The sequence below is a fragment of the Cohnella sp. LGH genome (genome assembly GCF_017671885.1).
Lineage (GTDB): Bacteria > Bacillota > Bacilli > Paenibacillales > Paenibacillaceae > Cohnella > Cohnella phaseoli.
In genome coordinates this window covers 2978329-2991439 of sequence record NZ_CP072117.1, presented here as the reverse complement: position 1 = coordinate 2991439, position 13111 = coordinate 2978329, and the positions used below count along the sequence as shown (strand labels likewise).

Below are 13111 nucleotides of genomic sequence, written 5' to 3'. Positions count from 1 at the left end.
TGTACCGCGATCGTTTTTTTGCACTTCCGCCGAGCCTACGCTAGCAAAGATTGAGCCACATCATCGACAATACGGTTAATCCCCATCGGACCATAAGAGCCGATCCAGCTCGACGCGTCCACCGTATAGACATGCCGCTTCTTCACTGCGCTTAACGAATTCCAGACGACGCTGCGCTGCATGTCGCTTACCCGCTCCTTAAACATCTCGTTGCTAAGCAGAAAATAATGATTGGCGTTTACTTCGGGCAACGACTCCAGCGAAATGTGGTATGCGGTATCGGACACGAAATCCCCGGCAATAAAAAACGGCGCGGGCAGTCCCAAATCCTCATATAAGATGGCCCCCGTGCGATGAATGACCGTATGAAGACGAATAAACGTGTCGCGCGGCCGAATGAGCGCTACGCGCTGGCCCTGCAGCTTAGCGGCCAGCTTGTCCGACAATCGCGCCGTCTTGTCGCGGTACTCCTGCAGCATTTTGTCCGCCTCATGCCGCTTGCCTGTAAGATCGCCGAATAGGCTCAGCATTTTGCGCCAATCCTCGTTTCGATGGAACATCAAGGTTGGGGCAAGCCGGCTTAACTGTCCATAAAGCTCCTCATGCATCTGCGTGCATACAATGAGATCGGGCTGCAGCGAGGCAATGGCCTCCAGATCGGGCTGCTCGCACGTTCCCAGCGCTCTGAACTGCCCTAAGCGGGTTTGCAAATAATCGGGAAAACAGCTGATCGCCGAGCCTCCAATCCCCACGCTGCCAGCTGGCAATTCATTCAGCGTAATCAACTGATCCGCATATTGAACATCAAGCACGGCAATGCGTTTTGGCGACCTCTGTAAACGAAGCTCCCCTTTGGCGTGTCTAACGACCAACCCGTCGTTTGCTCTATAGCTGGATACGGCTCCGTCGCGGGCTGCTGAAGCTGGCAAGGCATGCACATGAATAGCAGCGGCAGCTCGGCGGTAATCTTGCGGCGCCGTTCCGTAATATTTCTTAAAAGCATTGCTGAAATAGTACATATCGCGGTATCCGACGCTTAAGGCGATTTCCTGAACGGTTGCCGAAGTATGCTGAAGCAGCTGTGCCGCGTGATCCATTCTGACCTTAATGACATACTCCATCGGTCCGAGCTGCTTCTGTTGCTTGAACCACCTCTGCAGCTGCCTTGAGCTGCAGTGCACAAGCTCCGCCATCGTTTCCAGCTTTAACGGCTTGTTGTAGTTCGCGTCAATATGTTTCGCAACAAGACTAACCGCCTCTGTAGGCGTTTGATAGCCTTCCGTCTGCAGCTGCTTCAGCAGCTCGTAGAGCAGGCTTTGAAGAAGCGCATGGGCATGGAAGCTTTCAAGTCCTTGTCTTGCGCTCCACTTGTGCTCGATTTGCTCCACTATCTGATGGTGCGACAAGCGCTTGGCCGGACTGAATCCGAACGAAAGCTGCAGCGCATGGCGTTCCTCATAGCGAAAAGCCGGGTCTCTTGCGGCAGACTGCAGCAGCTCGGCGCTATAATAAATCGCAACATATTCAATCGGCTCCGCAGTCGCCGCAAGATCGATAACGGCATCTTTGCCTGCGTGGCACACAAAAAAGGGAGCAACCGTATAAGAAGTCCCGTCTACTAGCAGTTTTCCGTGACCGTTACGCGTAAAAAACAGCAGGTTTGCCGGCAATCTATAATTGCGCAGATCGTTGCCCGGCAGCACGCTTAGCCGTTGAACGTCAAGCAATCTGATTGCGGTATCGTTCCATAGCGACAATTGTTGCAGCAGCTCCATCTCCCACATCTCCAAACCGAGTTTCATCATGGAATCGTTCTATCTTAGCCTTTTGTTCTCTTCATACATTCTAATTGATAACGATTCTCACAGTCAATTCCTATGCGCTATAGTCCGAACCGGTAATCGTATGCTCAATTTATCAACTCCGTTTCGTTGAAAAAACAGTCCGGCTGTTGTAGAGAACAACGCCGGACTGCCGGTTACAGCTAATTATGGTTTGGGGCACTTTAAGCAATATTCGGGCGCCATTTGATAATAGAGACAGCAAGTCAGACGCTTGCTTCGCCCCGTAATGCGATGTTCTGCATCCAGCTCCGTAAAAGAGCTGAGCGGATTTCTCCTCATCCCGAACAGCTCGCCCGAAGAGCCTATCGTCATAAAGTGGAAATCGTCCTGCATTCGCTGCCATTGCTCTCCCTCTTGAGCTTCGTGGTGTACATACACCGGATTGATTCGCGCCATTACGTTTTCCCACAAAATCGCCTTCGATACCGAGCCTGCTGCGGCTAATCTTTTAATGATCGGACTCAGACTTTCGACGAATAATTGTCTGACGACCTCTGCCCGCCATGCCTCTCTCTTCCCGACTTCGGGTGCCGTAACCTGGACATTGGACAGGGCCATAAACGGAAAAGCGGTACCGGCAGCCGAAGCATTCGGATGAAAAAGTCGGCATTGGTCCAGCTCAACCTTAATCCCTTTATCGTGGTAGGTCATAGCGCTGAGAATCGGAGCGACGAGCAGATAGGCCACCCTTTTCACCAGCATGGAGGAAGCAACGCTAAGGCTCGGAGAACCGATATGTTCCTTAAGCCACTCCAAATACGCTCTGCACGGCTCTTCTTTAAGCAGTTCGCTTAAAGCCAGCGTTTTGACGCAGGACGATGGAACGTCCCCCATCTTCAAGCTGTAGTCGCCGCACAGTTCTTGCCAAGTATCGGAGGTCAAAAAAGGATCCATCTCTTACGGCTGCCCCAACAGAGCGGCCGCGGCCTGATCGACAATCAGATTATTCGCGATCGGCCCGTAATAGGCAATCCACAAGGTACTGTCGATCCGATATACCCGATTGCTCTTCACAGGCTCCAAGGAGCTCCATACCTTCGTGCTTTCCAGTTCATTGACTGCTTCCGCGAACATGGCATCCGACAACAAGAAATAATGGTCGGCGCCGATCTCGGGAACGGCCTCCAGTGAAATCTCATAAGCCGTGTCGTCTACTGCCGCTACAGATTCAGGAACCTTTAAACCCAGATCCGTATAGAGAATCGAGCCCGTGCGATGCTGGGAAGTATGAACGCGAATCCCTTCCGTTCTTGGACGAATCAGCGCTACCGTGTCATCCCCCAGTTTGTCGGCAAGCTGTTGCTTCAATTTTGCGGTTTTCTCCTCATAGGCTTGCTGAACCGTCTGCGCCTCCGCTTGCTTGCCGGTTATTTTCCCCATCGTCTCCAACGTCGCGCGCCAATCCTCATAGAAATCCAACACCAGAGTCGGCGCGATTTTGCTAACGCTGTCGTACACCTTTTCTTGGAAGTCCGTCATCAGAATCAAATCCGGGCCAAGCGCCACCAACGCTTCCAGATTAGGTTCATCGCGCGTCCCCAATACTTTCACGTTCTCTAACCGATCGCTCAAATATTCCGGGAAATCGGTATCGGAGCCGGCGGCCGTGACGCTTCCTGCCGGCTGTTCGTTCAACGCAATCAGCTGGTCGACGAATTTAGTATCCAGAACTGCAATAACCTCAGGTTTTTTCTCGAGTGTATATTCGCCCTTCATGTGCGTAATAGTCACGGGGAAAGTGCCTTTATCTTCAGATGCGGGAGGAGCGCTCTGAGCCTCGGTTGGCGAAGAAGACGGAGATGCCGCCGGGGTCGTGCTTGGAGAGCTTTCGTTCTTGCCCTCGTTACTCCCCGAACCGCACGCCGTCAGTAAAAGCGCCAAGCAAATGAACCCTATTGCGAATTGAGCCGATTTACGAAATCTGTTCACTTTCTAATCCCCTTTTTCGAAGTTTGTGATAATGATTCTCATTGTCGTAGCTAATTTTACTTGGTTTTCGGCTCAATTCGAATGAAAGTTCGCGACAGACTGCTTGTAATTTTGCGACAATCTGAACGGGTATCCTCTGCATCGTCGACCTTTTTACTTGCCGTCGGATGCGGATAAATACCGCTCCAATATCAGGACCGCTTTGGCGCGGTCATTGGTACCGATCTTGGCATAGATGTCGCTTAAATAGTTTTTGACCGTCCCCTGCGTCAAAAACAGCTTTTCGGCCATTTCCTTGGCATTGTGTCCCCTCACCAGCAGCCTGGCAAGATCAAGCTCCCTCGTCGAGAACTCAAGCTCCTCGCCGAGTTGGCCCAACCTCTTGTTTTGCTTGCGGATGTTAAGCGCAAGCTTGTTCGCCACTTTCCCGGTCAATAGCAAATTGCCGGACAGCGCATCGTGGATCGACTGCACCAGCTTCTCCCCGTCGATATCTTTAAGCAAATACCCGGAAGCCCCGTTGCTTAACGCTTCTATAATATAAGCGTCGTCGTCGAACGTCGTCAGAATGAGAATGATCATGTGAGGATAGCGCTCCAGTATCGCTTCGGTCGCTTTCACGCCCCCCATGCCCGGCATGCGAATATCCATCAGAATAACGTCCGGAACGACCTCGCGAAGCCGTTCCAACGCTTCTTCGCCGGATTGCGCCGTCCCAACGATCTTGATGTTCGAGCGCAACGAGATCAACGTCTCCAGCCCTTCAAGCAATATTTTCTGATCGTCCACTAACATAACGCTGATTTCCGCCGCTCCGTCCATTACCCGTCCCCCTTTGCGATCGGCATTCGGATATGAAGCTCAAACCCCTTACCGGGTTCGCTTTGCACGCTGAATTGTCCGCCGACCGCCTCGATTTTTCCCTCCATCGATTTCAGGCCAAAGCCGTAAACGATCGAAGCGCTCCCTTGCCCATTGTCCTTAACGTTCATATGAATCGTCTCCTGTCTCTCCACCACGACAATCTCGATTACGCTGGCCCGGCCATGTTTAAGCGCATTGGTGATCGATTCCTTAACGACATTAATCATTACATACTCTTGAAGAGAAATCAGCGCAGACTTCACCTCGTAACCCAAATGAAAGCGAACGCCAGTCTGCTTCTCGGTATCGATAATGAGGGTGCGAATCCCTTGCTCCAGACCCAGTCCGCCGGCAAACCCATCCGTTGCTTTCAACGTTTTGACGACCTGGCGGATGTTGCCGAGCCCCTGCTTTAATTGCTCGCGCGCGACGCGGATTTTCTGGCGGGCCTCCTCCGGGCGTTGGTCGAATAGCAGGCCTGCGCCCTCCAGAGCAACGATCGCTGTCGTCAAATTGTGTCCCACCGTATCATGGACTTCTTCCGCGATCCGAGTTCTTTCTTTTAAGGCCCCCATCTCCTCCCGCATTTTCGCTTCCTGCAGCAGCGCTTCGTTTAACCGAAAATTTATATCTCTTTGATTAAGCAGAAGCTTTGTGCTCCAGATCGGAATGACCAGACAGGAGTAGCTCAGCAGATCGAATGCATGCTGCCACAGGTCCGAGCCGTCCTTGGGCCACAGCACCAAATAGGTCACAAATCCGCCATAGGCAAAAGGAAACGCGTACCACGACTTGTAATGAAGAATGATATCCGCCGCGAAAAGAACAAAAACGATCGTCTCGATCCCTGTTCCGCTTTGCAGAAACAATACGAACAGGATGACGATTTCGGCCAATGGAGAGACGACTGCGATCGGATGATACTTGGGATGATTCAATACGCGCTCCCAATGTCTGGCGAAATATAGCGCGATTAGCACGCCAACGATCGCGGCCCCCTTCGCTTGCGAGAGGGCAACGTAAAGCAACAGCAAAACCACGTAAGCGCAAGACAACCCGTAAAAAAAGGCCTTCGATAGTTTTGTATCGCTAAGCGTTTGAACGGTTGTAATCTGCATGGTCTCACACATCCTGTAACGGTAAATGGCTTCAGATCAAGCCTAGAACAACTGCAGCGACAGCCGCCAGCAGCGGGATGGCTTCCACCCCGTGAATGATGACGGACGGCCAGAAGCTGCGATATTTGACGTTTAAGAAGCCGTAGAAGAGCGATCCGACGAGGAATAACGGGATTTCCGAGATTTTATGAAGGTGATAGGCAGCAAACAATACGTTGTTCATTGCCCAATCCCATTTTCCGAATGCTCCCCTCATTTGCGGCAGCAGCACTCCGCGAAAAAACAGCTCTTCCCCCAGCAAGTAATTAAACAAACAACTGATAAGCGCGATGCCAAGCAAGTACCAGGCGCCCTCAAATTCGGGAGTCGCCAAATTTTCAATCAACGTATAACTCTTGGGCGCCAACGCAGGGAACAGCCGGTTAACCGCCTCTTCCATAAACGAAAACAAGCCCGAGCTTTCAAAGAAAAAAGCGTAAAGGATGATCGGAATCGTAAACGAATAGGCGAGTTTGTAGGTTCTCTTCGTTTTCGGTTGCACGGGATGATTCAGCCATAATCGCTTTTGGAGCTTCCGCCAAGTCAATCGGCCTAACTCTCTTCTCAGAATCAAGACGGATAGCGCGAACTGCCAGATCATGCCGAGAATCATAAACAGCCAATACAAAATGCCGGGATGAATGCTGACGACCGGCGCCAAAAGCGGCATCAACACGAATCGGAAGAAAGCCATCGGCAAAGCTACCAATGCCCATAAGCCTATTATTTTACTAACGCTGTATTGCTTTACTTCTGTTTCGTTACTCACTCTTCCAACTCCTCCTACGACGCTTTTATTATGCTATAACCATAATAAAAAAGACCGTCATATGATAATTGACGATCGTCATAAAAGCGAAAAGGTGAAATTGAAAATAAAAACTGTTCACTTTTATTCCTCTTTTCTCTCCAGCATAATGAAGCCATAACTGAGAGCAAGGAGTGAACCTTATGTTAAACCATCTGAAAGAATTGAACGATATTCGTCAAGCGGAGATAGAGCAGTTGATCTGCGAGCTCGAATTGGCGCGCGCGGCGCGCGAAGCGGAGCGGGAACACGGCAGATCGCGCCGTAACGGCGCGGTCTGGCTTCGCAAACTATTCGGATACGGGAGAAGGAGGCGCGAGAGCGACGACTGCCCGCATCTGGAATGCCCGCTGCGTTCCAGCCCCTCCTCACCTCGCCTCTAAAAAGCGCGTAAAGATGTCCAGCATTCGGCCGTCCCCATATCCTTATTATCCGCTTGCCCGACGACGACCGCCTTCTGAACCATCGGCTCGTCTCCTATGAGACGCCCCCTGCCCCCCTGCTCGGGCGATGCCGCTTGACACCCTGCCAACGCCAAAGCAACTAAACCTATCATGACTATCGCACGCGCTTTTTTCATCCGTATTCCTCCACCGCCGCCTCCCGTGAGCAGCCGTTCTTGTCCTTTTGTACGCTTATAGACGCACTGATCGTAGAAAGGTTGCCCGTTCGTCGATGGTAACATTTATGAAGTCAAACCGCGCGAGTCTCTTGACATCTTTGCATGCTAGAAATATAGTTATCACATACTATCCAGTATGTTCCAAGCATAAAATAATGCAGAGGTGTGCGCGAGTTGAGATCATCCGAACGGATTTTGGAAGCCGTGAATCGGTTAAGCAGCCGACTGCCGATGGACAAGATCACCTTTGCGGATCTTGCCCGGGAGACAGGGCTGCATTGGACGACGATTCAGAGATTTTTCGGCAGCAAAGAAGCGTTAAAGGCTTTTTTGGCGCGGAATCATGACGAAGACGAACCGTTGAAGGCCGACACGCGAACGAAAATTATGGAGTCGGCCAGACGAGTTTTCGCCCGACATGGATTCAACGGGGCCTCTCTCGATCTTGTCGCTCATGACGCGGGCATGACTAAGGGAGCCGTTTATTGGCACTTCGCCAGCAAAAACGACCTCTTCCTCGCTCTGTGCGAGAGCAGCTTGAACCGTCTGCTGTCCGGTCTTCCGAAGCAGGCCCAGGAAGTAGTGAGCTCAGTGAATCCGATCGAGTCGTTCAGACGGATACTGGAGGCGGAATTTAAGGCATGCGAGGAGGATAAGGGGGAACGCCCCGCCCTGTTCTTCGAGTTCGTCTCAGGCGCTCGCGAGCCTCGCATTCGCGACAAGCTGGCCGACGCTTTTACCACGCTGCTCCAAGGGACTACAGCTATGCTGGAGGAGATGCAGCGCAGCCGAAAGATTGCGGTTAACGCTAATCCTCAGGGCTTGGCCATAGCGCTCCATTCGCTCATCAACGGAGTCGTGTTGATGTGGCTGATCGCGCCCAACCAGGTTTCGTTCGAACAGGTATCTGCAGAAATCTCCCGGATGCTGTGGCAAGGTATCGGCGCGGACAACGCTCGAACGTAAACAGCCCGTAGCTTTACGGGTTTTTGTTTCAGCGAAACATACTTATGAGTATGTAAATATCGCAAAAGGAGAGATGGAGCATGTGGTGGTTAAGCTTGTTGGCGCTCATTATTGGGTCTGGTACAGGCATGTGGGGATATAGCAACTATCGGGTCAAGAAAGACGAAGCGAAGCATCCCCCCGCCGGCCGCTTCGTGGAAGTCGAGGGAATTCGGCTGCACTATATCAGTCGGGGAGCCGGTCGCCCTGTCGTTTTTCTTCACGGCGGCATTCTGTCCTGCCGCGATTTCGAACGCGCGGCGGAGATCGTTGCAGGGCAAGGTTACCGGGCGATCGCCTTGGACCGCCCGGGTTACGGTCACAGCGGCAGACCGGCCGGCCCGGTGTCCGTGGACCGGCAAGCCGAACTGATTCATGCTGCCTTGAAGCAACTGGGGGTTGATCGGCCCATTCTGGTCGGACACTCCTGGAGCGGAGTCCTCGTTCTCACTTACGCCCTGCAGTTTCCTGATGACGTGACGGGGATCGTCGCTTTGAGCGCGGCAATGTACAAGGAAGGCTATCCCGCGGAGAACGGAGACCCGGTTTCCCGCTTGGCGACGATGCCGATCATCGGAAGCCTGCTGCTTCACACTTTGTTGCGCAGTCCTCTTGGCATACGGATGACGGACGGAATGCTGCGGCAAACCTTCGCTCCGGAGCCGATTCCTGCCGGTTATCGGGAAGACGTGCACGCGCTGTGGCTTCGACCCAAACAATTCAGAGCCAACCGCGAGGACATCCTGGCCTTCCCCCCGGCAGCGTCCAAGTACAGCCTCGATTACGGCAGCATCAAGCTTCCCGTTGTATTTGCGGTTGGAGAAGACGATCCGTTCGACGTCGCAGCCCAGGCGGAGCGGCTAAAACGGGACCTCCCGCACGCGGAGCTCGTCCTGCTCCCCGAAGTTGCCCATATGATTCCGCAGAATCATCCGGAACTGGTGGCAAGTCTCGTTCATAGACTGGTCAGTTCCAAGCCTGGTCCCCTGGAAAAAACAAAGTGGCCTTCATCTTTGAGATAAGCAAGGGACGGCTTCAGCGATTAAATATATTTCGTCAAAATGTTCTCTACATGCTCCAAGTGGCGCTTCATCGTCTGAGCGGCCCGCTCCTGATCGCGTAGACGGACAGCCTCGTAGATCGCGGAATGCTCCCGGTAGAGCTGTTCGGCCACCTGTTGATTGGAGTAGATTTCGACTCTGCGGATGTCGCGAATCGCAGATTCCAGCTGACCGACGATCGATTCGAACAATCGAACCATAATCGAATTGTGCGTCGCCTTGGCCAACGTGAGATGGAACAGAACGTCCGTGCGTTCCCCTTCCAGCTCCTGCCCGACCGTCTGTTCCATTGCGTGCATCAACGCTTCGAATTCGGCCATATCGGCGTCAGTCCGCTTGACGGCAGCGATTGCGGCATTGGACACTTCCAGCGACTGCCGCGCTTCTAACAGCTCCAGCAGAGTGCTGCGGTTTAGCCGGAGCGAATCTAGCTCGGGAACGGCCGCTTCGGCCGGGGCGTTGCGAATCACTCGGCAGCCGCCGCCTTGTCGGATCTCGATGAGTCCCATCGCCTTGAGCGCGCTTAGCGCTTCGCGAGTCGTCGAACGACCCACGCCGAAGCTTTCCGACATTTCCTTCGTCGACGGCAGCTTATCGCCGACCTTGAATCTGCCGTCCAGAATCATCCCCATGAGCTGATCCTTGATCTCCTCGTAATGATTCCGTTTCGTTAACCGGGTTATCGCCATTCGCCTGCATGCCTCCCGCTCAACCGACGAGCAGCGCGTATACGATGCCCGGACCGTGCACGCCGATCGTCAAGTCGTTCTCAATATCCGACGATCGGCTCGGACCGGATATAAAATGAATGCCCGCAGGCAGGCTTTCACGCCCGCCTTCGTCGAACGTTGACATCACTTCGCCGAGCCTCGTCTTCAGACGATCAAGCGGAATAATCGCGATTAGCACGGTCGGCAGCAAGCTAACGGAGCGCCCCTTGTCCTTGGAGGACAGCACGACCATCGAGCTAGTGTATGCCGCCGCATGATCGACCAGCACGACGCCGATGTCGGCTTCAGCCGAACGCGCCTTCCAGTTTTCCTCGGCGTCGGTGTTCCAGACCGAGATTTTAGCCTCTGGCAGACGCTGCTCCAATCCTAACGCGGCAAGCTCCGGCTCGTTCTGACGAATGATATACTTCGCTCCGAGCTCGCTTGCTTTGTCCGTAACAAACTGCTGCACGTCTTCCATCGACGATAGCCGTTCTACGTGACCGCCCACGCTTTTGAAATTTTCCGTAAACCGTTCGATGCGTTCCTGCTCGTTCCATTCGTAGACGTTCCAGAAATCCGGCGATCCGCGAAACGGATGCTGCGGCGCTTCGGCCACCATCGGACGTCTCAGCTTGGAGGAGATATTGCCGATAAATTGACTTTGCTTAGCGCGAGACTTCTCTTCCATCTCCCTCAGCCACTGCTCCTGCGTTTTAACCGTGTCCATGACCGTGCGTCCCCCCTTTCTTGCGATTCGAAACCGCCTGCTCCATTCGCTGCTTGACGTCCGGGGACATCTCCTGAAGACCTGCGCGGATTTCCGCATCCAGCGTCGCCCACTGCTGGCGGAAGCTCTTCTTCGGCAGCGTCGGGGTAACCCGGTACGTATTCCAGCCTTTGAGCGGTCCGATCTTGAGGCGGATGCCTCCATCGCGAGCGACGAACTTCTGTCCGATCTTGCCGAGCTTCAGCACCGCGCTCATCCGTCCGGACTTCGAGAACAGCGTCGCGAAGCCTTTCATTCCCGCATCCTCCAGCTTGTCGCTATGTCCGGCTTCCACTTTGCGCCTGCGCAGGTAGATCAGCATCTCGTGAAGCGGAATCTTCACGGGGCAAGCCTCGTAGCAAGCTCCGCACAAGCTCGAAGCGTTGGCGATATCGTCCCATTCGGCGATATTTTTTTGGAGCGACGGCGTCAGCACGGCGCCGATCGGTCCGCTGTACGTTCCGCCGTAAGCGTGGCCGCCGATATGCCGGTAAACCGGGCAGGCGTTCAAGCAGGCGCCGCAGCGGATGCAGTTCAGCAGCTCCTGGAATTCGGGATCTCCGAGCTGCAGCGAGCGTCCGTTATCGACGATAATAATGTGCATTTCGTCCGGTCCGTCGGCGTCCACGGAACGTCTTGGCCCTGTAATGCCCGACATGTACATCGTCAGCTTCTGTCCGGTCGCCGAACGAGGCAGCAGCGTCGCCATCACTTCGAGATCGGCCCATGACGGAATGATCCGCTCCATGCCCATCAGCGTAATTTGCGTCTTCGGCAGCGTCGTCACCATCCGGGCGTTGCCCTCGTTCTCGAACAGCACCATCGAACCGGTCTCGGCGATCGCGAAGTTGCAGCCCGTCATGCCGATATCGGCTTCGAGGAACTTCGAGCGAAGCCGTCTGCGCACATAACCGGCCAATATTTTCGTATCCGCCTCCAGCTTCTCTCCCGCATCCTCGGACAGCAGCTCGGCAATTTGATAGCGATTTTTATGAATGGCGGGGATAATAATGTGGGACGGCGGCTCGTCGGCCAGTTGAATGATGTATTCGCCAAGGTCGGTTTCGATCGCTTCTACGCCGATTTTTTCCAGCGCCGCATTAAGATGCAGCTCCTCCGATACCATCGACTTCGATTTGACGACGGTTTTGGCGCTTACCCTTTCGGCAATCGCCATGGAAATATCGACCGCTTCCTTCGCGGTTTCGGCAAAATGCACATGAACGCCGTTCGCGCGCGCGTTCTCTACGAACAGGTTTAAATAATAATCGAGGTGAGCGATCGTATGAAGCCGGATTTGTCGGCCCCGTTCGCGCCAATCCTCCCAATTGCCGTGCTCCTCCGTCGCCTTCAGCTTGCCGTTCTTCAGCCGTTCGGTCGTGAATTTGACGGCCTTGCGCAGGAAGTCGTTGTTCAGCGCCAGCTCCGCGCGTTCTTTAACCGTTGCCCCGCCTTTAGGTCCGTGGCTCATCTTATTTCACCCCTTCATACAGCAGCTCGGCCAAATGCATCACTCTGACCGGCTCGTTGCGATAACGCAAATTGCCCGCGATATTCATGAGACAGGCCATGTCCAGTCCGACCAGCACTTCCGCTTCCGTTTCCTTGACGTGATCGCTCTTCTCGCCCACCATCGCGCCGGAAATATCCGACATTTTGACCGCGAACGTCCCACCGAAGCCGCAGCAGTCCTCCGCGTGCGGAAGCGGAACGAATTCGAGTCCTTGTACGCGACTCATCAGCGCCATCGGCTCATCCTTGATGCCCATCAGTCGTGTTCCGTGGCAGGAAGGATGGTACGTTACTTTATGCCGGAACGTCGCGCCCACGTCTGTCACTCCTAGCACATTAACGAGGAATTGGGTGAATTCATACGTCTTGCTTTGCAGCGCCAGCGCGCTGTCCAGCATACTCGGATCGTTCTCGAACAGCTTCGGATAATGATGGATCATGCCCGTGCAGGAGCCGGACGGCGCAATCACGAAGTCGCTGTCTTCGAAGGCTTCGATAATCGTGCGGGCAGTCGTTCTCGCTTCGTTCCAATAGCCGCTGTTAAATGCGGGCTGGCCGCAGCACGTCTGAACCGGGGGGAACTCCAGCGTAACCCCGTACCGTGCCAGCAGGCGGATCATCGCCTCCCCGACCCGCGGGAAGATCGCGTCGCTCAAGCAAGTAATAAACAGAGAAACCTTCAATGTGCCGCACCCCTTTCGCTTCTATTTTTATATTATCAGGTTATCAGGTTGTCAGACAAGTTGAGAATGATTTTCATACGGAAAAAGCGTTCCTAAGAACGCACTCGCCTCCACCTATTGCCGAGAAGCGAGTGCGCGTCTATGACA

Annotated in this window: 14 protein-coding genes; 3 read left to right on the top strand and 11 right to left on the bottom strand. The window is 53.8% G+C overall.

Translation table 11 applies throughout. The features are described from left to right. Window positions 1-35: 35 nt before the first annotated feature. The 6 genes from J4772_RS12610 to J4772_RS12585 form a co-directional block, all read right to left on the bottom strand. Window positions 36-1805, bottom strand: a complete 1770-nt coding sequence (locus tag J4772_RS12610) for a helix-turn-helix domain-containing protein (protein WP_209075462.1) — start codon at window positions 1803-1805, stop codon at window positions 36-38. 183 nt (window positions 1806-1988) lie between these two features. Further along, window positions 1989-2738, bottom strand: coding sequence for a ferric iron reductase (locus tag J4772_RS12605; protein WP_209077123.1), 750 nt, complete (start codon window positions 2736-2738; stop codon window positions 1989-1991). A 3-nt stretch (window positions 2739-2741) separates the two neighbouring features. After that, window positions 2742-3773, bottom strand: coding sequence for an ABC transporter substrate-binding protein (locus J4772_RS12600; RefSeq protein WP_209075461.1), 1032 nt, complete (start codon window positions 3771-3773; stop codon window positions 2742-2744). Window positions 3774-3926: 153 nt separating this feature from the next. After that, the gene (locus tag J4772_RS12595; RefSeq protein WP_209075460.1) at window positions 3927-4595 is read right to left on the bottom strand and encodes a response regulator transcription factor; all 669 of its coding nucleotides are present in this window, start codon (window positions 4593-4595) and stop codon (window positions 3927-3929) included. After that, the gene (locus J4772_RS12590; RefSeq protein WP_209075459.1) at window positions 4595-5755 is read right to left on the bottom strand and encodes a sensor histidine kinase; all 1161 of its coding nucleotides are present in this window, start codon (window positions 5753-5755) and stop codon (window positions 4595-4597) included. Before J4772_RS12590 ends, J4772_RS12595 begins: the two co-directional genes overlap by 1 nt. Before the next feature lie 31 nt (window positions 5756-5786). Further along, entirely contained in the window at window positions 5787-6563 is a 777-nt protein-coding gene (locus tag J4772_RS12585) for a CPBP family intramembrane glutamic endopeptidase (protein WP_209075458.1), read from the bottom strand. A 182-nt stretch (window positions 6564-6745) separates the two neighbouring features. On the opposite strand from J4772_RS12585, the gene J4772_RS12580 reads away from it, so the two are divergent. Continuing rightward, complete coding sequence (locus tag J4772_RS12580; RefSeq protein WP_209075457.1) at window positions 6746-6985, top strand: hypothetical protein; 240 nt, start codon at window positions 6746-6748, stop codon at window positions 6983-6985. On the opposite strand, the gene J4772_RS12575 is transcribed toward J4772_RS12580, so the two are convergent. Then, on the bottom strand, window positions 6982-7182 hold the full coding sequence (locus tag J4772_RS12575) for a hypothetical protein (RefSeq protein ID WP_209075456.1): 201 nt from the start codon (window positions 7180-7182) through the stop codon (window positions 6982-6984). The genes J4772_RS12580 and J4772_RS12575 overlap by 4 nt on opposite strands. A 216-nt stretch (window positions 7183-7398) precedes the next feature. On the opposite strand from J4772_RS12575, the gene J4772_RS12570 reads away from it, so the two are divergent. Together J4772_RS12570 and J4772_RS12565 are read left to right on the top strand one after the other, a co-directional pair. Next, on the top strand, window positions 7399-8190 hold the full coding sequence (locus J4772_RS12570; protein ID WP_209075455.1) for a TetR/AcrR family transcriptional regulator: 792 nt from the start codon (window positions 7399-7401) through the stop codon (window positions 8188-8190). A gap of 80 nt (window positions 8191-8270) precedes the next feature. Beyond that, window positions 8271-9251: an alpha/beta fold hydrolase gene (locus J4772_RS12565; RefSeq protein ID WP_209075454.1), complete on the top strand. Its 981-nt coding sequence runs from the start codon at window positions 8271-8273 to the stop codon at window positions 9249-9251. Window positions 9252-9271: 20 nt separating this feature from the next. On the opposite strand, the gene J4772_RS12560 is transcribed toward J4772_RS12565, so the two are convergent. From J4772_RS12560 to J4772_RS12545, 4 genes are read right to left on the bottom strand one after another with little or no spacing between them, the layout of a single operon-like run. Beyond that, window positions 9272-9979 carry a FadR/GntR family transcriptional regulator gene (locus J4772_RS12560; RefSeq protein WP_209075453.1) on the bottom strand — a complete coding sequence of 236 codons (708 nt, stop codon included), beginning with the start codon at window positions 9977-9979 and terminating at the stop codon, window positions 9272-9274. A gap of 19 nt (window positions 9980-9998) precedes the next feature. Continuing rightward, window positions 9999-10730, bottom strand: a complete 732-nt coding sequence (locus tag J4772_RS12555) for a LutC/YkgG family protein (RefSeq protein ID WP_116061162.1) — start codon at window positions 10728-10730, stop codon at window positions 9999-10001. Further along, window positions 10717-12240 (bottom strand): LutB/LldF family L-lactate oxidation iron-sulfur protein, encoded by a 1524-nt coding sequence (locus tag J4772_RS12550; protein WP_209075452.1) that lies wholly within the window; start codon window positions 12238-12240, stop codon window positions 10717-10719. The genes J4772_RS12555 and J4772_RS12550 overlap by 14 nt, the downstream gene beginning before the upstream one ends. Before the next feature lies 1 nt (window position 12241). After that, entirely contained in the window at window positions 12242-12964 is a 723-nt protein-coding gene (locus J4772_RS12545; RefSeq protein WP_209075451.1) for a (Fe-S)-binding protein, read from the bottom strand. Between the last annotated feature and the right edge of the window lie 147 nt (window positions 12965-13111).

Excerpts from the sequence above, each read along its gene's own strand:
- J4772_RS12575 (WP_209075456.1), bottom strand. The coding sequence starts at position 7,182 with ATGAAAAAAGCGCGTGCGATAGTCATGATAGGTTTAGTTGCTTTGGCG.
- J4772_RS12605 (WP_209077123.1), bottom strand. The coding sequence starts at position 2,738 with ATGGATCCTTTTTTGACCTCCGATACTTGGCAAGAACTGTGCGGCGAC.
- J4772_RS12550 (WP_209075452.1), bottom strand. The coding sequence starts at position 12,240 with ATGAGCCACGGACCTAAAGGCGGGGCAACGGTTAAAGAACGCGCGGAG.
- J4772_RS12560 (WP_209075453.1), bottom strand. The coding sequence starts at position 9,979 with ATGGCGATAACCCGGTTAACGAAACGGAATCATTACGAGGAGATCAAG.
- J4772_RS12590 (WP_209075459.1), bottom strand. The coding sequence starts at position 5,755 with ATGCAGATTACAACCGTTCAAACGCTTAGCGATACAAAACTATCGAAG.
- J4772_RS12555 (WP_116061162.1), bottom strand. The coding sequence starts at position 10,730 with ATGGACACGGTTAAAACGCAGGAGCAGTGGCTGAGGGAGATGGAAGAG.
- J4772_RS12610 (WP_209075462.1), bottom strand. The coding sequence starts at position 1,805 with ATGATGAAACTCGGTTTGGAGATGTGGGAGATGGAGCTGCTGCAACAA.
- J4772_RS12580 (WP_209075457.1), top strand. The coding sequence starts at position 6,746 with ATGTTAAACCATCTGAAAGAATTGAACGATATTCGTCAAGCGGAGATA.
- J4772_RS12565 (WP_209075454.1), top strand. The coding sequence starts at position 8,271 with ATGTGGTGGTTAAGCTTGTTGGCGCTCATTATTGGGTCTGGTACAGGC.
- J4772_RS12595 (WP_209075460.1), bottom strand. The coding sequence starts at position 4,595 with ATGGACGGAGCGGCGGAAATCAGCGTTATGTTAGTGGACGATCAGAAA.